Annotated in this window: 17 protein-coding genes; 5 read left to right on the forward strand and 12 right to left on the reverse strand. The window is 53.0% G+C overall.

Features of this window, described 5'->3' with window-relative positions:
- Positions 1 to 41: 41 nt before the first annotated feature.
- From ACZ41M_RS07475 to ACZ41M_RS07485, 3 genes are all read left to right on the forward strand, one after another.
- The gene (locus tag ACZ41M_RS07475; protein ID WP_464731759.1) at positions 42 to 632 is read left to right on the forward strand and encodes a DUF4390 domain-containing protein; all 591 of its coding nucleotides are present in this window, start codon (positions 42 to 44) and stop codon (positions 630 to 632) included.
- A 22-nt stretch (positions 633 to 654) separates the two neighbouring features.
- On the forward strand, positions 655 to 2,952 hold the full coding sequence (locus ACZ41M_RS07480) for a sensor histidine kinase (protein ID WP_464731758.1): 2,298 nt from the start codon (positions 655 to 657) through the stop codon (positions 2,950 to 2,952).
- Positions 2,953 to 3,016: 64 nt separating this feature from the next.
- The gene (locus ACZ41M_RS07485) at positions 3,017 to 3,775 is read left to right on the forward strand and encodes a response regulator (RefSeq protein ID WP_464731757.1); all 759 of its coding nucleotides are present in this window, start codon (positions 3,017 to 3,019) and stop codon (positions 3,773 to 3,775) included.
- A gap of 63 nt (positions 3,776 to 3,838) precedes the next feature.
- Here the strand turns inward: ACZ41M_RS07485 and ACZ41M_RS07490 are convergent, their stop codons facing one another.
- Together ACZ41M_RS07490 and ACZ41M_RS07495 are read right to left on the reverse strand one after the other, a co-directional pair.
- Positions 3,839 to 4,702, reverse strand: a complete 864-nt coding sequence (locus ACZ41M_RS07490; protein WP_464731756.1) for a sterol desaturase family protein — start codon at positions 4,700 to 4,702, stop codon at positions 3,839 to 3,841.
- A gap of 38 nt (positions 4,703 to 4,740) precedes the next feature.
- Entirely contained in the window at positions 4,741 to 5,382 is a 642-nt protein-coding gene (locus ACZ41M_RS07495) for a YdcF family protein (RefSeq protein ID WP_464737489.1), read from the reverse strand.
- 104 nt (positions 5,383 to 5,486) lie between these two features.
- On the opposite strand from ACZ41M_RS07495, the gene ylqF reads away from it, so the two are divergent.
- Both ylqF and nhaA read left to right on the forward strand, forming a co-directional pair.
- Positions 5,487 to 6,440, forward strand: a complete 954-nt coding sequence (gene ylqF / locus ACZ41M_RS07500) for a ribosome biogenesis GTPase YlqF (RefSeq protein ID WP_464731754.1) — start codon at positions 5,487 to 5,489, stop codon at positions 6,438 to 6,440.
- 24 nt (positions 6,441 to 6,464) lie between these two features.
- Positions 6,465 to 7,652 carry a Na+/H+ antiporter NhaA gene (nhaA, locus tag ACZ41M_RS07505; RefSeq protein ID WP_464731753.1) on the forward strand — a complete coding sequence of 396 codons (1,188 nt, stop codon included), beginning with the start codon at positions 6,465 to 6,467 and terminating at the stop codon, positions 7,650 to 7,652.
- A gap of 81 nt (positions 7,653 to 7,733) precedes the next feature.
- Here the strand turns inward: nhaA and ACZ41M_RS07510 are convergent, their stop codons facing one another.
- The 10 genes from ACZ41M_RS07510 to ACZ41M_RS07555 form a co-directional block, all read right to left on the reverse strand.
- Positions 7,734 to 9,785 carry a UvrD-helicase domain-containing protein gene (locus ACZ41M_RS07510; RefSeq protein ID WP_464731752.1) on the reverse strand — a complete coding sequence of 684 codons (2,052 nt, stop codon included), beginning with the start codon at positions 9,783 to 9,785 and terminating at the stop codon, positions 7,734 to 7,736.
- Between the two features lie 117 nt (positions 9,786 to 9,902).
- Positions 9,903 to 10,862 (reverse strand): hypothetical protein, encoded by a 960-nt coding sequence (locus tag ACZ41M_RS07515; protein WP_464731751.1) that lies wholly within the window; start codon positions 10,860 to 10,862, stop codon positions 9,903 to 9,905.
- 104 nt (positions 10,863 to 10,966) lie between these two features.
- The gene (locus ACZ41M_RS07520) at positions 10,967 to 11,632 is read right to left on the reverse strand and encodes a class I SAM-dependent methyltransferase (RefSeq protein ID WP_464731750.1); all 666 of its coding nucleotides are present in this window, start codon (positions 11,630 to 11,632) and stop codon (positions 10,967 to 10,969) included.
- 16 nt (positions 11,633 to 11,648) lie between these two features.
- A complete protein-coding gene (gene mnmA / locus ACZ41M_RS07525; RefSeq protein WP_464731749.1) occupies positions 11,649 to 12,749 on the reverse strand; it encodes a tRNA 2-thiouridine(34) synthase MnmA in 1,101 nt (366 codons plus the stop codon).
- Position 12,750: 1 nt separating this feature from the next.
- On the reverse strand, positions 12,751 to 13,239 hold the full coding sequence (locus tag ACZ41M_RS07530; protein WP_464731748.1) for an NUDIX hydrolase: 489 nt from the start codon (positions 13,237 to 13,239) through the stop codon (positions 12,751 to 12,753).
- Positions 13,240 to 13,392: 153 nt separating this feature from the next.
- Positions 13,393 to 15,309: a ferrous iron transport protein B gene (feoB, locus tag ACZ41M_RS07535; RefSeq protein ID WP_464731747.1), complete on the reverse strand. Its 1,917-nt coding sequence runs from the start codon at positions 15,307 to 15,309 to the stop codon at positions 13,393 to 13,395.
- A complete protein-coding gene (locus ACZ41M_RS07540) occupies positions 15,306 to 15,605 on the reverse strand; it encodes a FeoA family protein (RefSeq protein WP_464731746.1) in 300 nt (99 codons plus the stop codon). Before ACZ41M_RS07540 ends, feoB begins: the two co-directional genes overlap by 4 nt.
- A gap of 373 nt (positions 15,606 to 15,978) precedes the next feature.
- Positions 15,979 to 16,704: an ABC transporter ATP-binding protein gene (locus tag ACZ41M_RS07545; RefSeq protein WP_464731745.1), complete on the reverse strand. Its 726-nt coding sequence runs from the start codon at positions 16,702 to 16,704 to the stop codon at positions 15,979 to 15,981.
- Between the two features lie 8 nt (positions 16,705 to 16,712).
- The gene (locus tag ACZ41M_RS07550; protein WP_464731744.1) at positions 16,713 to 17,489 is read right to left on the reverse strand and encodes an ABC transporter ATP-binding protein; all 777 of its coding nucleotides are present in this window, start codon (positions 17,487 to 17,489) and stop codon (positions 16,713 to 16,715) included.
- A gap of 11 nt (positions 17,490 to 17,500) precedes the next feature.
- Positions 17,501 to 18,652 (reverse strand): ABC transporter permease subunit, encoded by a 1,152-nt coding sequence (locus ACZ41M_RS07555; protein ID WP_464731743.1) that lies wholly within the window; start codon positions 18,650 to 18,652, stop codon positions 17,501 to 17,503.
- Positions 18,653 to 18,658: the final 6 nt, after the last annotated feature.

Below are 18,658 nucleotides of genomic sequence, written 5' to 3' on the forward strand. Positions count from 1 at the left end.
CAATCAGAGATCATTGAGCGGATGAAATGACACAGTTTTGGATGAAGGCACTCAGACACAAAGCGGCACGCGACAGCGTGTACGGTTTGGTCTGCGCGTTCATTCTGTCTATCGGCTTGCTCGGCGCTGCAAGCAGCGCCCGCGCCGACATCACCACCCAATACGCCACCATGACACGCCAATCCGATGGCGTCTACGCGCTCAACGCCGACTTTCGTCTGAATATGCCACAACAGCTACAGGACGCGATCAACCACGGCACACCGGTGTCGTTTCAAGTGGAATTCCGAATCAATCGCCCGCGTTGGTATTGGTCAAACGAAAATTTAGTATCCACCAGCCGCGAACAACGCATTTCGTTCAACAGCCTCACGCGCGAGTACCGCGTCAATTCCGGCGTCAATCAGTACCGCTACAACACGCTCAACGAAGCCCTGCTCAATGTCTCCCGCGTCAGCCAATGGCGCGTGCTCTGGCCGAATCAGTACAGTGCTGGCGAGCCGCTCGAAGGCTCGGTACGCATCAACCTCAACACCTCCAGACTGCCGCGCACCTATCAGCTCAACTCTCTGACCAACCAAGGTTGGGGCTTGAACTCGGGATGGTATACCTTCAATTTCACACCGCGCTAATCAGGAACTGACGGATTAGCATATGGCCAAACATTTCAAAGCACTGCTGGTTCTGATTATCGTGCTCGGCGTCTCCCTGCTGATCGCACTGGCATTGGCCACGCGCAGTACCGACTCGTTCGCATACAATTACACCACTCTGCTGTACCTGAACATCGCCGTGATTTTCACCATGTCAGCCTTGCTGCTCATGCTCGGCTACTGGCTGTTTCAGCGTTGGCGTAAAAATGTCTTCGGTACGCGGCTGCTGACGCGTTTTGCCTTTTCATTTGTCTTGCTCGCCGTGGTTCCCAGCGTCTTGCTGTTCTTCATCTCCACCCTCTTCGTCTCGCGCACCATCGACTCATGGTTTGGCTTAAAGCTCGACAGCGCACTCAACGCCGGTATTGATTTTGGCCGTGATCGACTGCTGCGCACGCGCGATTTGACGCAGGAGCAGTTGGCGCGTTTGGTCACCCAAAATCCCAACGCCTTGAACAACCCCAACAATGCCGAAGCGCAAGCTTGGCTGCAAAGTAACGGCTGGCGCACCATTTTGGGCATCAACGCACAAGGCGTCATCACCTGGCGCATTGACCAAACCGGCAGCGATGAGGCCAATATCACCCAGCATTTGCCCATCTTTAATCAAGACACTTTGAGCAAAGTCGGCACGCAGTGGGTATTGATAGAGGACGATGCGGACAACCTCATCGACCCGAACGACACCGCCGTACCACGCCAATACATTCACGCGATTCAAGCGCTCGGCACCTCCGCCAAAACGCCGCAGACAACCCGCTGGATTTACGCGCAAAAGGTCATGCCGAGTGATTTCTCCAGTCGCGTGCGCGATATTCAAAACGGTCTGCGCGACTATCAGGCCACCGAAGTCTCGCGCATCAGCCTGCGCCAACTGTATCGCGTCACCTTGGGCATCATTTTATTGGTGACTTTGCTGGCTGCACTGGCTGCAGCATTCCTGATTGCGAACCGCATGATTCAGCCGATTCTCTGGCTGGCGCAAGCCACACGCCAAGTGGCTTCAGGACATTACGCCCTCGTGCCGCAGCGCGTCAAAGGCTCGGACGAAATGCTGCAATTGGTTGACTCCTTCGGCGACATGGCGCAAAAACTCAACGTAACCCAAACAACCTTGGCACACAACCAGCACGAGCTTGAATCGGCCAAAGCCTACTCCGAAGCGGTGCTGGACAACCTCTCATCCGGCGTTCTGGTATTCAACCAAAACCTGCAACTGCAATCGTTCAACCAGACCGCGCAACGCATGTTTCACACCGATTTGACGCAATACGTGCAGCAAAACCTGCGCGACATCGAGCCGCTGTCCGCGCTGCAATCGGCGATTGAAAATCAAATGCAGACGCAATCGACACCGGAGACCGGTGTGCAAAACGACGCTTGGCGCATTCAGCAATCGCTCGCCAATCCGGCCTCGCCGCACCACGACGACATGACCCTATCGATTCAAGGCTCGCGTTTTTTGGCACAGGACGAAACCTACAGTTGGGTGCTGGTATGCGACGACGTCACGCCGATCATTTCCGCACAGCGCACCTTGGCGTGGGGTGAAGTAGCGCGTCGTCTGGCACACGAAATCAAAAATCCGCTCACGCCGATTCAACTCTCCGCCGAGCGCCTGAATGTCAAACTGTCGAAAAAACTCGATACCGACGGCCAAGCCTTTCTCGAAAAAAGCACGCGCACCATCGTCAATCAAGTCGCCGCACTGCAAAACATGGTGGACGAATTCCGCGACTACGCGCGCACGCCCGAAGTACAATTCGCCCATGTCGATTTGAACCATTTGATCGAAGAAATTCTCACGCTCTATGAAAGCGGGCAAAACCAACGCTACCGAATCGAAATGCAATTGGAAGCCGGACTGCCCGGCATTTGGGCGGATGCACAACAACTGCGCCAAATCCTGCACAACCTGATTAAAAACGCCATCGAAGCCTACCCGAGCAATGCCGACGGCTTGCCGATCATCCAGATTCAGACCGAAGCCACCACCTTGCAAGCGGACAGCCTGATGCCGACGCAGGCGGTCAAACTCACCATCCGCGACAACGGCAGCGGCTTTGCCGAATCCGTATTGGCACGCATGTTCGAGCCGTACAATTCCAACAAAACCCACGGCACAGGACTGGGCTTACCCATAGTGAAAAAGATTCTTGATGCGCACCACGCACAGATTCGCATCAAAAATATCGTGGAAAAAGACAAAGACGGGCAGATTTTGGGAGCGCAAATTGGTATACTATTTCTCAACCTCACGCACGAAGACGCACACACAACGAGCGCACAGTTGCTATAATGCGACCCATGCAATCAACGCTCTATCAACAGCAGATGACGATCAGTAAGAAAACGGTACAACCATGGCAAACATTTTAGTAGTTGACGATGAGATGGGCATTCGGGAGTTGCTCTCAGAAATTCTCTATGACGAAGGTCACGTCGTAACACTGGCGGAAAATGCCGAACAAGCCAGACAAGTGCGCCAACGCATGCGTCCTGATTTGGTACTGCTGGACATCTGGATGCCCGACACCGACGGCGTCACCCTGCTCAAAGAATGGGCACTCAACGGTCAACTGACCATGCCGGTCGTTATGATGAGCGGCCACGCCAGCATAGACACCGCTGTGGAAGCCACGCGCATCGGCGCATTGGACTTTTTGGAAAAGCCAATCACGTTGCAACGTCTGCTGCACACCGTCGCGCAAGGCCTCTCGCGTTCATCCGCGCCCGACATCAAAGAAGTCGTCACGCAGATGTCTGCTCCGTCGATCAAAGCCAAAGCGGAACACGGCGCACAGTCAGCCGAACACCTGAACAACAGCACCGACACATCTGAGATTTCACTGACACAAACCCATACTCTGGGCGAATCGGCACCGGGTTTGGTACAAACCACCTTACTCTCACCCACCGAGCAGTTGTTGGCAAATATTGACTTGACCTTGGATTTACGCGAAGCACGTGATCGCTTCGAGCGCATCTATTTCGAGTTTCATCTGGAACGGGAAAATGCCAACATCACCCGCGTCGCCGAACGCACCGGCTTAGAACGCACACATTTGTACCGCAAACTCAAACAATTGGGCATTCCGATTGTCAAAGCCAGCAAACGGTAAAGCGACGCATCGACCACAAAAACGGCAAGCGTGTGCTTGCCGTTTCTTTTATTTCTTCCGTGATTATTTCTTCCGTAACTCAGAAGGCGACCAATCGGGGTGATGCCACAGATAACGAATATCCTTATTGCGCCAGATCGTTTTGATTAAATCAGCCAGCTCCTCAAAAATCATCACGAACACATGATTCGTGCGCACCGGACGACTTTTAACGCCGTATTCAATCGTTCCCGCGTCGCGCTCATCGACAAACGTGCCAAACAGCCGATCCCAAATAATGAACACGCCCGCGTAATTGCAATCAATCTGTTTTTCGCCACAGCCATGATGCACGCGGTGATGCGACGGTGTATTGAAAATCAACTCAAACCACTTGGGCAAGCGCTCAACCGCGCGCGTATGAATGAAAAACTGGTAAAACAAATTCAATTCATACAACAACGCCACCACGCGAAAATCCACGCCTAAAAAAGCAAACGGCGCCCAGACGACAAAGCCGATGCCGAACAGCGGAATCGGTGCAAGCAAAGACTGGCGCAACGCCACACCGAAATTAAAATGATTCGAGCTGTGGTGAATTTTATGCGACACCCATGCAAAACGCATTTTGTGCGCCACCACATGAAACAGCCAAAAACAAAAATCTTGGAAAATGAAGATCAGCACATAGGTCCACCAATGATATTGGATATCCAGTTGCAAACCGTGATGCTGCACCCACGTCGCCAGCGCCCCGACAAATAGGATGATGTACACCGCATCGGTGGACTTATACAGCACCGAGCTCATCATATTGGCCAAGGTTTCACGCACATCGTACGCATCCTTACCCTGCCGGATCAGCACGCGATTTTCCCACCACATCAGCGTGATGAACACAACGCCAAAACCCATAATAATCAGCAAGGCATGAATAATTTCCTGCATCGTATCCTCTATTGTCTATTGTTTATTGTTTAATTTAATCAAATACCAAACACCGCATACGCCCAGCGCGTCCACAACTCGCGCCAAATAAATTTGGCCTGATGCCACGGCGAGCGATACACCGAATAAGGCGTCGGCGCAGGCACCACCGGCAAGTCCAAATCGCGCGCCATCGCCTGCGCCCGCGCCAAATGCCAGCGATCACTGACCAAAGCCACCTGCGCAAAACCCTGCGCATTCACAATGGCTTGTGCCTCACGCAGATTCTCCAGCGTCGTGGTGGAGCGCTGCTCAATCCAAATGCGCTGCGTCGGCACGCCGCGCTGCACCGCATAATCACGCGCCAAAGCCGATTCCGACTGCTCTCGCGCAGGATCTTTATCACGAAAACCGCCGGTGAAAATCACCGCGCCGACTTGCCCTGTTTGGTACAGCTCAATCGCGTAATCAACCCGCGCACGCAAGGCATTCGACATCACATTATCTTTGGTTTTTGCACCCAAAACCAGCGCTGCACGTTGCTCCAGCGGCACTTCAGTCAGATGGCCACTCAACCGATAGGGCGGGTAATCCTGTATAATTGCACGGATTGTCAGAATCACGCTCAATGCTGTCAACAGTATAAACAGTACAAAAACCCATATCCACCATTGGCGACGTATCGTTAAATTGAGATTCATGGATCAATTGTAAAGGATTCTCAATCGTCTTCACAATAAATCAACAACGATACCGTATTATGGTGCGTCGCCCATCCCTTAAATTTTCAACACGGACAAACAGCATGGCAATTCAATGGTTCCCCGGACACATGAACTCGGCGCGCAACAAGGCCGCCGAGACCATGGAAATCACCGACTTGGTGATTGAGGTCGTGGACGCCCGTTGTCCGATGGCTTCGAGCAATCCGATGGTAGAAGAAATGCGCCTGTTTCGCCAGCGCCCCTGTCTGAAAATCCTGAATAAAGCCGATTTGGCCGACAGCAAGGTGACGCAACAGTGGCTGGACGCGCTGAACGCACAGAAAAATACCCGCGCCATTGCGATGAACACCAAAAATCCGGGCGCGGTCGGACAAATCCTGCCGACCTGTCGCCAGCTTGCGCCGCACCGCAATGACGCGACCAAACCGCTGCGCATGATGATTATGGGCGTGCCCAACGTGGGCAAATCCACTTTGATGAATGCCCTACTCAAGCGGCGCGTGGCCAATGTCGGCGACGAACCGGCGGTGACAAAAACCCAGCAGCGCATCGAATTATCCAGCGACATGGTTTTGACCGATACGCCGGGCATGCTCTGGCCGAAAATCGAGCTGGACAGCGACGGTCTGATGCTCGCCGCCAGCCACGCGATTGGCGTGAATGCGTATTTTGAGGACGAAGTAGCGATTTTTGTCGCAGAAATATTGCGTACACGCTATCCGCAAGCACTGAAACAGCGTTACAAAATCACGCAGGCTGCTGATTTGGACGACGTGGGCGTGATTGAGCAAGTCGCGGCCTACCGTGGCTATCGCGCCAAGGGCGGCAAAATTGATTTTGAGAAAGCCGCGCATACGCTGTTGCAAGACTATCGCGATGGCGCGCTGGGCGGCATCAGCCTCGAAACGCCCGACAGCCGCGCACAGATTATGGCCGAACACGCCGAACAGCAGCGCATCAAAGCCGAACAAAAAGCCGAACGTGAACGCAAACGGCAAGAGTTTTTAGAAAACAACCGCCGCAGCAATCTTTAAATTAAATCAAGGAGAACAATAAATATGCGTACAAAAGTCACCCATTTATTTAAAGAGTTTTTATCGAATGAGCAATCATCCGGTATCGTTCTGATCATTGCGACGATCATCTCTTTGCTGATCGCCAATTCAGGCATTGGCAGCAGTTATGTTGAATTTTGGCAAACCAAAGTCGGTACGAACGCCGGCGGCGTGTATCTGAATCTGTCGGTGGAACATTGGGTTAACGATGCCTTGATGGCGATTTTCTTCCTATTGATTGGGCTGGAAGTGGAACGCGAAATCTACATTGGCGAATTATCCAATCTGCGCAATGCGATGTTACCGATTTTTGCAGCGATCGGCGGGATGCTGGTTCCGGCAGGGTTTCACTATTTTTTCAATGCGGGTACGCCAACCCAAGGCGGCTTCGGCATTCCGATGGCAACCGACATTGCGTTTGCGCTCGGCGTTTTGGCGCTGCTCGGCGACCGCGTGCCGATGAGTTTGAAAATTTTCTTGACGGCGCTGGCGATTATTGATGATTTGGGTGCGATTTTGATCATTGCACTGTTTTATGTGGGCGATTTCTCAGCCACCTATTTTGGCTTGGCGATGGCGATTTACGTACTGCTGTTGGTGTTTAACCGCATGGGCATCACCCGTTTGTGGTTCTACTTCATCCCCGGTATTTTCATGTGGTATTTCATGTTGCGCTCGGGCGTGCATGCGACCTTGGCCGGTGTGCTGTTGGCATTCGCCATTCCGTTTGGCAACGGTGACAAGCATTCGCCGTCGTATCACTTGCAACACGCCCTGCATAAGCCGGTCGCATTCATCATCATGCCGATTTTCGCCTTGGCCAATACCGGTATCATTTTGTCGGGCAACTGGTTCAGCGGACTGGGTTCGGACAACAGTTTGGGGATTATGAGCGGTCTGTTACTCGGCAAACCGATCGGCGTGGTGTTGATGACTTGGATTGCGGTGGCCTTCGGCATTTCCAAATTACCCGATTCGATCAACTGGCGCCACATCATCGGCACCGGATTTTTGGCGGGGATTGGTTTTACCATGTCGATTTTCATCACGCTGCTGGCTTTTGATAATGCCGCGACGGTGCAAATGTCAAAAATCACCGTCTTGCTTACCTCACTGTTGGCCGGTGTCGCTGGGTTTTTGATCCTGCGCTCCGCACCCAAAGTGACGGAGGAAGTGGTCGAAGAAGGTTAATTAACTCAGCAAGAACAACGGGAAGCTTCGCTTCCCGTTTTTTTATATATTGTTTCGGCATGCCGTTTTGGCCTATCGCCATTATTTTTCCTCGGGGAAAATCTCCTGCTGCCCCGCTTGTTTGGCCAGCATATTTTTCAGCATTTCGATGCGCTGTTTCGGTGTCATCTGCGGTTTGGCGGAGTGGTTGTCATGTTCATGCAAACCGTGTTGCATTTCTTTGATGAAACGCGAGGCTTGGCGGTTTTCAAAATCGCGCCCACGGCGGCGTTTTTGACACCAGGTGATATGCAAACTCAGGCGCGCGCGCGTAATGCCGACATACATCAGCCGCCGCTCTTCCTCAATGCGCAAGGGGCTTTCGAGCAACTCGTCGCGCGGCATGTGCGGCAGCAACCCTTCCTCCACGCCCACCAAAAACACATGTGGGTATTCCAGCCCTTTGGCTGCGTGCAGTGTGGACAGCCGCACCGCGTTGTCCTCGCCTTCGCCTTTGTCCATCATGCTGATCAGCACCATCGATTGAATCACCGCAGACAGCGCCAAATCGTCTTCTACCGCGCGGCGTTTGACCCAGCCAATGAAGTCGCTGACGTTGCTCCATTTGCTCTGCGCTTGCCGCTCGTCAAAGTGGTCGTATAAATAACGCTCATAGGCGATGGTTTTGAGCAACTCATCCAGCAGCGCGCCGGCCTCTTCGCCTTTGGCATGCTCGGCTCGCGCTTCAAAGGTGTTAATCAACTCGCCAAATTCATGCAAAGGCTCCAACTGCCGTGGCGTGGCGCGATTGGCAAAGCCCAACTCAAACAACGCCTCAAATAGGGAAGTGTTGCGCTCGCCCGCATAGTTGCCCAGCAGCTCTAATGTGGCCGCGCCGACACCGCGCTTGGGCGTAGTCACCGCGCGAATGAAGGCCGGATCATCCTTGACATTGTTCATCAGGCGAAAATACGCCATCAGGTCGCGAATTTCAGCGCGATCGAAAAACGATTGTCCACCCGACATCACGTACGGAATGCGCTCCTTACGCAAAAACTGCTCGAATACGCGCGCTTGATGATTGCCTCGGTACAAAATCGCGTAATCGGAGAATTTCGCCTGATGCGAGATTTTGTGCGCTTGCAGTCGCATCAACACATTTTGCGCCTCCAGCTCCTCGTTCTCCATCGGGATCACGCGAATCGCCTCACCCTCGCCGTGTTCCGACCACAGTTTTTTCTCAAACAGCTTCGGATTATTCGCAATCACCGCGTTGGCCGCATTCAAAATCCGCTCGGTCGAGCGATAATTTTGCTCCAGTTTGATCACCTTGATCTGCGGAAAATCGGTTTGCAACAATTTCAAATTGTCCAAGGTCGCACCGCGCCACGCATAAATCGCCTGATCGTCGTCGCCCACGGCGGTGAACATCGCGCGCGTGCCGGTCAGCAGCTTGATCAGCTCATACTGCACCGTGTTGGTATCCTGATACTCGTCCACCAAAATATAGCGGATTTTCGTCTGCCAGCGCTCGCGTACCTCGTCGTTGCTGCGCAGCAACTCCACCGGCAAACGAATCAAATCGTCAAAATCCACCGCCTGATACGCCTGTATCGTCGCGTTATAATTCACATACACGCGCGCAAATTGCAACTCGCGCTCATCGGCCGCGATACGCAGCGCCTGCTCGGGCGTGACCTGCGCATTTTTCCACAGTGAAATCGTGCCCTGCATGGCTTTGAGCAAGGCTTTGTCCGTGGTGGCGCTCAACTCCTGCAAAATTGAAAAACAGTCATCCGAATCAAGGATGGAAAATTTCTCCTTCAGACCCAAATGCTTGCCCTCGGCGCGCAAAAATTTCACGCCGAAGGAGTGAAAGGTTGAGATATTCAGATTTTTAATTGATGCATCCGAGACATTGCCTAATAGCTTTGCCACGCGCTCGGCCATCTCCTTGGCCGCCTTGTTCGTAAAGGTCACCGCCAAAATATGCTTGGCCTCGTAACCACAATCCTGAATCAGATGCGCGATTTTGCGCGTGATCACCCCCGTTTTACCACTGCCCGCACCGGCCAGAACCAGACACGGCCCGCCCATATAATCCACGGCAGCCTGCTGTTGGGGGTTGAGGGTGTTTTTTGTTTGCTTACTCATAAATCCAATAAAAAACACTCGCAGAAAAACCCCGAGTGTCTGTCCAATAATATGCGCTATTTTAAACGAGGCGGCGTGGGTTTGCCCACCCAAATAGAGAAAAGAAACGACGATCGGCTACTGCAAAAAACCGGATGCCAAAATCGCCAATCCGACCCAAAGCAAATACACCGCATTCATCATGCCCGAAAACGCATTCACATAAGCCAAGCGCTGCGACGTAGCACCTGCCTGTGCCACCATGGCAGGCAGCAAAGAACTCGGCGGCATGGCGGCCAACACCCCAAACACCAGCCAAACAGGATGCGTCCAATCAATCCACCGTACTGCCAGCACCATGATCGACAATACCGCAAGCAGACGTACCACCCACAGACCGAGCATATCGTAAGCCAAGCTGAACCAACGCACCTTTTGAAAACGCAAGGACAAAGCAAAAAACGCCAAAAAAGAAAACAACCACTTGCGCTCCGCTTGCGTCGCCGACATTAGCTGTTCAAGCTGCGGAATGTGCGCGCTCACCGCGAAGTAAACACCCACAACCAATAGCGTAATCACCGCATAATTATTGAGCAATTGCCGCCAACGACCGGCCACAATCGAAACAGATGCAGCGCTGCGATACGAACGTCTGATCCATACCGTCAACACCGTTAGCAAAGCCACAAAACTACCCAAATCAACGAACACAAACCACTTCAGATACTCATACATTCGCCCGGACGAAGCCGTCAACAGCAAAATAATGATCGAGCCACGGCTCCCCCCGCCAAAGGTCGCACTCATCAGTGCCAAATCAGGTGAAAAGCGCTCTGTGCGCTGCGCCAAACCAAGTCCCAGCAACAGCACCACACAAGGCAAAGCAAAACCGATCACAAAAGCCAATAAAAAATCAGCAGGCTTATTCACCAACCTCAGCGACTCGATGACAAACAGCGGTAAAAGCACCTTCAGCACTGCAAATTCCGCCCATTGCGCGAGCTGAATTGCTCGGCTTTTGGCAAAAAATCGAACCAAAATCGCGGCCACAATAGCCAAAACGATTGGCCATAAAATAGTTAATAAACGATCAGCCATTCACCACCAACCATGATATTCGACATCAAGCCCCCAGCTATGTGTAACGACCAATCTATTGGTACGGATCATACGACCCACGCTAATTCAGGTCACAAACGCTATTACGCGACACTCGCCCAGTAAAAATAACGCGAGCCGGGCGCACCATGGGTTTGTCCATGATACGCATTGACCCGATGCAACCAATCGCCCTGCACCTCTTCAAAACCCGCGCAGCGCAGCATATACGCCAGCGTCGCACGCGTCTGCACGCACGCCAAAGGCAAAGCATCCACCAACGAATCATCCGACCAGCTCGTTCGCGACCAAATACCCTCGATGATCAACACACGCCCGCCCGGACTCAGACGACTGCGCAAATCAGTAAACGTAGCGATCGGATCGGGGAAATAACACGCCGACTGGCGCGCGGCGATCAAATCAAACCCGCTCAAACCCAAATCCTGCAACTGCTCCGCCGCTCCCACCACAAAATCCATCGGTGGCAAATCAGCGTTGTCGCCATGCACACGCGCATGCTCCAGCATCGTCGCCGATGGCTCCACTGCCGTCACGGCATATCCGTGTTTGGCCAAAAATCGTGAAAACACCCCCGTGCCTGCGCCCAAATCCAAGGCGCGTCGATGAGTCGCATCAATAGAAAAAACCGCAGACAAATCCGCCGCCCATGCGTCGAATTCGTCTGCGGCAATCGAGTGTCCATCCTGCGCTTCGTAATCGGAGGCGCCGACGTCGTATAGGGCGTTGACGCGCTGTTGTTGTGTCATGATGATGTGAGCGACGTCAAAGTGGAGATAAATCCGCATTTGCCGATGCAATTACCCCGCCGCCCAAACACACCTCACCATCATACAGCACGGCGTATTGCCCCGGAGTGACCGCCCACTGCGGCTCGGGGAAATTGAGGGTGAAGTGTTGCGCATCCTGCACGGTCAATCGGCACGGCGCATCGCTCTGACGGTAGCGGGTTTTGGCGGCAATATCCAAATTCTGCGGCGCATGACCGGCGATCCATGAGGCGTCTTCGGCGTGCAACTGCGTGGACAATAAGGCCGGATGGTCGTGCCCTTGCGCAACGTAGAGAATGTTGTTTTCAATGTCTTTGTGCGCAGCAAACCACGGCTCGCCGGTGCCTTTTTTGTCGCCACCGATACCGATGCCCTTGCGTTGTCCGTAGGTATAGAACGACAGACCGACGTGCTCGCCGACGGTGCGTCCGTCCAGCGTTTTCATCGGTCCTGGATGCGTCGGCAAGTAGCGATTGAGAAAATCGCGGAATGGACGCTCGCCGATGAAGCAAATGCCGGTGGAGTCTTTTTTCGCGGCATTGGACAGGCCGAGCTGATGCGCGATATCGCGCACTTGGGTTTTCGGCATTTCGCCCAGCGGAAACAGGGTTTTGGACAACTGCGCTTGATTCAGACGATGCAGAAAGTAGCTCTGGTCTTTGCTCGCGTCCAAGCCTTTGAGCAGTTGATAGTGGCCATTCACTTCGCGCACGCGCGCATAGTGGCCGGTGGCGATCAGCTCCGCGCCGAGGCTCATGGCGTAGTCGAGAAAGGCTTTGAATTTGATTTCGGCGTTGCACAGCACGTCGGGATTCGGGGTGCGTCCTGCGCTGTATTCGCGCAGAAATTCGGCAAATACGCGGTCTTTGTATTCGGCGGCGAAGTTGACCGCTTCGATGTCCACACCGACGGTATCGGCGACCGATGCGGCATCAATCCAGTCCTGCCGCGAGGAGCAGTACTCGGAGTCGTCATCGTCTTCCCAGTTTTTCATGAAAAGACCGATGACCTCGTAACCCTGTTGTTTGAGCAACCACGCGGTGACGGATGAGTCCACACCGCCTGACATGCCCACGACGACGCGCGGCTTGCTCATTTTATTGTCCTCGTAAATCGGTCAACTGCTCTAAATCAAGGCGGCGACCGGCTTGATAATCGCGCAGACATTGCGCCACGATTTTGTTGCGATGCATGGATTCGTTGGCCATGATTTCGTCGTAGGTCAGCCATTCCGCGCCGATGATGCCTACATCCAAATCATGTGACACGGCATTTTCGCTGACTGTACCGATGAAGGTGAAACGCAAATAGGTGATATCTTTGTCCCAGCGATCCGATACATAAATGCCGAGCAGTGCACTGGGTACAAAGGCGTAACCGGACTCTTCCAAAACTTCGCGTTGAACCGCCTCGATCAGGCTTTCGTTGGCCTCCCAGTGTCCGGCGGGTTGATTGATTTTGACGCCGCGACGGGTTTCTTCGCGCACCATCAAAAAGCGCTTTTCGTCGCCAAACATGCGTTCAACCACAGCGGCCACAGTCACATGCGGCGTCCAAACGGGGAAATTTCTACGGATTTTGTGCATATCGTTCACTTTGCAGGGTTCGTTCACGACGGGCGTGAACCAATTTAAATTAACCGCTTATTTTACCACACTCGCCTGTTTCAAAGACATGACAGACGTCAGAACCCTGCTGATAGTGACCCGATACGTGTACAAATGGCACCACTTTTGAGCTTACAACCACGCAAGTGCAACACGATAAGTGATGAACGAGGCCAAATACGCCAGCACGAACAAATATCCCATCGTGATCAACGGCATTTTCCAGCCGCCGGTTTCGCGCTTGATCGCCGCAATCGTCGACAAACACTGCGGCGCGAACACAAACCACGCCAAAAGTGAATACGCCGTCGCCAGCGACCACTGCTGTGCAATGATGGACGACAGTGCAGCACCCGCATCATCGCCTGCGATCGAATACACCGTGCCCAGCGCGCTGACCAGCACCTCACGCGCCGCCAATCCGGGAATCAGCGCCACACTGATTTGCCAATTAAAACCAATAGGCGCGAACACATAATTGAGCACATGGCCGATCATACCGGCGAAGCTGTACTCAATCGCCGGCCCCGTCGCGCCATCCGGCGCGGTTGGGAACGAAGCCAAAAACCACATGATAACGGTCAAGGTCAAAATAATGCCACCGACCCGACGCAAAAAGATCGCCACGCGTTGCCACAGACCGAGCAATAAGTTTTTCCAACTCGGCGCATGATAATCCGGCAACTCCAGCATCAAGGTGCGACGGTGTTTGTTTTGCCCAAACCACTGCAACACCCACGCCACCACAAACGCACCGATAATGCCCGCGAAATATAGGATGAACAAAGCCACGCCCTGCGCGTTTACACCCCAGCCGAACTCACGCGCCGGAATAAACGCACCGATCAGCAAGGCATATACCGGCAGCCGCGCCGAGCAGGTCATCAGCGGCGCAATCAAAATCGTCACCAAACGATCGCGCGGATTGGCAATCGTACGCGTCGCCATGATCCCCGGAATCGCGCAGGCAAAGCTCGAAAGCAGCGGAATAAACGAGCGTCCCGACAGACCCACCGTCCCCATCACGCGATCGAGCAGCAGCGCCGCGCGCGGCAAATAGCCCGTTTCCTCCAACAGCAAAATAAAGAAAAACAGCACGATGATCTGCGGCAAAAACACCAATACCCCGCCGACACCGGCCACCAAGCCATCCACCACAAAGCTGCGCAAGATGCCGTCAGGCAACAAACCGCCGAGCCACTCGCCAACCGTCGTGGTAGCCGTTTCGATCAAACCCATCGGCCATTCAGACCACGAAAAAACCGCTTGGAAAATCACAAACAGCAACAAAGCCAGCGTGACCGAGCCGAACAGCGGATGCAACACCCAGCGATCAATCTGATCCGAAAGTGTCATCGGCATGGCTTGTTCCAAATTCAATTCGCGCAAAATCGTGCGTACCTGCGCCTGATCGTCATGATGTTCTGTATGAGGATTCTCGTGCGAGGCTACGCGTAGGTCGCCCCCATGCTCTGCATGCTGATGAAGCGGATGCGCGGGCGGCGGCGTGAGCTGTTTCACATCCGATAAAACCGTGACCAATTCGCCCACGCCACCGTTTTTCACTCCGACCGTTTCCACCACAGGCACACCGAGACGACGACTCAATACCGCTTTATCAATCGTGATACCGCGTCGTTTCGCCACATCGCTCATATTCAACGCGACGATCATCGGGATGCCCAAACGTTGTACCGACAACACCAGACGCAAACCTCGGCGCAAATTGGTCGCATTCAGCACGCAGACCACATAATCGGGACGTTTCTCACCACGCGCTTTGCCCGCCAGCACATCGCACGTCACCTGCTCATCGGGTGAGCGCGGATACAGGCTGTAGGTGCCGGGCAAATCGAGAATACGCAGGGTTTGTCCAGACGGCGCGGTAAAGCGCCCTTCTTTGCGCTCTACCGTGACACCGGCGTAGTTCGCTACTTTTTGACGGCTGCCAGTCAAAGCATTAAAAATCGCGGTCTTGCCGCAATTGGGATTGCCCACCAAGGCAACCAAAGCACCGCTGGGAAATAAATGAATCGTTTGTTCGGTCATACGCGGCTTTCGGAATTCGGTTCGACAGAGTCTGTATTTGCATCATGATCCAGCACGTCTACCCAAATGCACGCGGCCTCCTCGGGATGCAACGCAAAGGTCGAGTGACCGATGCGCACCACCACCGCGCCTTTGCGCAGCAGTGAGCGCCGACGAACGGTGACGTGTTCACCTTGTAAAAAGCCGATTTCCTCCAGCCACGGTTGCCAATCGCGCGCATCGGTAGGCACGCGCAGTTGTCGGATGATCAGATCCTGACCAACCGGCGCTTGGTTTAAATTGAGTAATGAAGTCATAGTCGCTTGCTGCCAGCAGGCATGTGGTGCTTACATAATGGTGGCATTACGAGAGGTCAGTCGAGGTAAAGGCGGCCTTCTTCGGTGATTGAATGCGAGCAAGTGCATGAAGCAGAATAATCAACCAGAACGATCCAACGAACCATCAATCCGCGCAATACCCTCTGTAACGCCAAGGTTATTTTCGACGCTATTATAGCGCAAGCGCGCCTTGATATAAATGCAAATTATTATCATTAACCGTGTTGTTGTTTGGGTTTATGCCAAAAAACAACGTTTGTTCATGAACAGCACCTCGTCGCTCCCCAATAAGCAAAACCCCCACAAACAGGTGGGGGTTTTGTTGACCAATCAGACTTGAATCTATCAAAGATCAAGCGCCCAGATAGGCCTCTTGAACCTTCGGATCGCTGAGCAATGCCTGCGCATCACCGGTCATAATCATATTGCCCGAATCCATCACATAGCCACGGTCTGCCGCTTGCAGCGCCAGATTCGCGTTTTGTTCCACCAAGATTACGGTCATGCCCTCTTTGGACACTTTATCAATCACTTGGAAAATAGTTTCGGTCAACACAGGCGACAAGCCCATAGACGGCTCATCGAGGATCAACAGCTTCGGTTGGCTCATCAGCGCACGCGCCATCGCCAACATTTGCTGCTCACCACCGGACATCGTACCGGCCAATTGGTTCGCACGCTCTTTCAATCGTGGGAATGTGGTAAACGCATAGTCCACACCGCGATCAAACGCCGCTTTGTCGTCGTGCAAATACGCGCCCATTTGCAGGTTTTCCACGATGGTCATGCGTGCGAATACACCACGCCCCTCCGGAACCATGACCAAACCTTGCTTGAGCAATTCCCACGTCGGGATGCCTTTGATCGATTTGCCTTGGAAACTGATGTCACCGTTTTTGTACGGCAGCAAGCCCATCAATGCCTTGAGCGTCGTCGTTTTGCCCGCGCCATTCGCACCGATCAGCGTGACCAGTTCACCTTGATACACATCCATATCCACGCCTTTGACCGCTTGGATACCGCCGTAGGCCACTTGCAGACCTTTGATGCTCAATAAAGGTTGTTGATTTGTATTCATAGCTGTACTCATGCGTGATGCCCTCCCAAATACGCCTCGATCACTTTCGGATCTTTACGCACATTTTCAGGCAGACCTTGTGCCAAAATTTTGCCGTAATCCAATACGGTCATTTCGTCGCACAAGCCCATAACCAGTTTCACATCGTGTTCGATAATTAAAATCGTCACGCCGTCATTGCTGATTTTGCGCAACAATTGGGTCAACTCGACTTTCTCGGTCGCGTTCATCCCCGCTGCCGGTTCATCCAAAGCCAATAATTTCGGTTCAGTCGCCAAAGCGCGGGCGATTTCCAAGCGGCGTTGATGACCGTAGGACAGATTTTTCGCCACGTAGTCGTGGTATTTGCCCACGCCCACATAGTCGAGCAATTCCATCGCACGCGCACGAATCGCTTTTTCTTCATCGCGCACGGATTTCAAGCCCAAAATCGAGCCGAGCACACCACCGTGCGTGCGCACATGACGCCCGACCATGACGTTTTCGACCGCCGTCATTTGACCGAATAAGCGGATGTTTTGGAAGGTACGCGCAATACCGGCTTTGGCCACTTCATGCACCGCGGTCGGCTCGTACGGCTTGCCATCCAAAATAAATTCGCCTTGATCCGGCTCGTACAGACCGGTGATTACGTTAAAAAATGTGGTTTTACCGGCACCGTTTGGCCCAATCAGGCCATACACGGTATTTTTCTTCACTTCGATGCCCACATCGGACAAGGCTTTCAAGCCACCGAAGCTTTTATGTACGCCCTTCACTGAGAGCATGACATTGTTTTGACTCATCATTCTCTCCTTCACGCGACGGTTTTGGGTTTATTGGCGACATTTTTGCTGATGTCGTCATCTTTTTTATCATTGCGCTCCGGCGTTGGCCACAATCCTTTCGGACGGAACAACATGATCAACACCATACACAAGCCCAAAATCAACTGACGCAAAATCGCGGTATCGATCAACAATTTACCAAACACCGCCTTTTGCATCGGCTCAACGGTAAAGCGCAGAAACTCGGGCAAGAAATACAGCACGACCGCACCCAAAACCACGCCCGGAATGTGCCCCATACCGCCCAAAACCACCATGGTCAGCACCACGATCGACTCCATGAACGAGAACGATTCCGGTGAAATGAAGCCTTGGAACGCTGCGAACATACCGCCCGCCACACCGCCGAAGGTAGCGCCCAAGGAGAAGGCCAGCAATTTCACGTTACGCACGTTAATACCCATCGCCTTGGCCGCAATATCATCCTCACGCAGCGCCATCCACGCACGACCCAAGCGAGAGTATTGCAAACGATAGCAAACAAAGATTGTGACCGCAGCCAAAATTAGGAATAAGTAGTAGTACAAAAATTCCTTGGTGAACTGAATACCGCCAATGGTTAACGTTTTATCCAACGGATAGCCAAAGATACTCACGGGATCAATACGATTAATCCCACGCGGACCGTTGGTCAAGTTGAACTCGTTTTTACCCAAGTTGTTCATGAAAATACGGATGATTTCACCAAAGCCCAAAGTCACGAGCGCCAGATAATCGCCACGCAATTTCAAAATCGGCGTACCGAGCATAATCCCAGCAATCGCCGCCAAACCAGCGCCCAGTGGAATAATCACCAGCAGCGGAATATGCAAGCCATCAGGGAAATGTTGCTGAAAAAATGCAAAGTTATCCGACAAATGCGACGATGACAGCAAAGCCACCATGTACGCACCCACCGCATAAAACGCAATGTAACCCAAGTCCAACAGACCGGCAAAACCCACCACAATATTCAAACCCAGCGCCAGCATGACATACAGCAAAGCCATATCAATAATGCGCACCCAAGTCGTACCACCCAACTCTCGGGCGATAAATGGCAAAACAGCCAACAAAACAATGCACAAAATCACCCCAATCATGGAGTCTTTCGGGCTTAATTTTCGTAAAAATCCCATCATATCCTC

This window comes from Puribacter membranae (genome assembly GCF_055380425.1).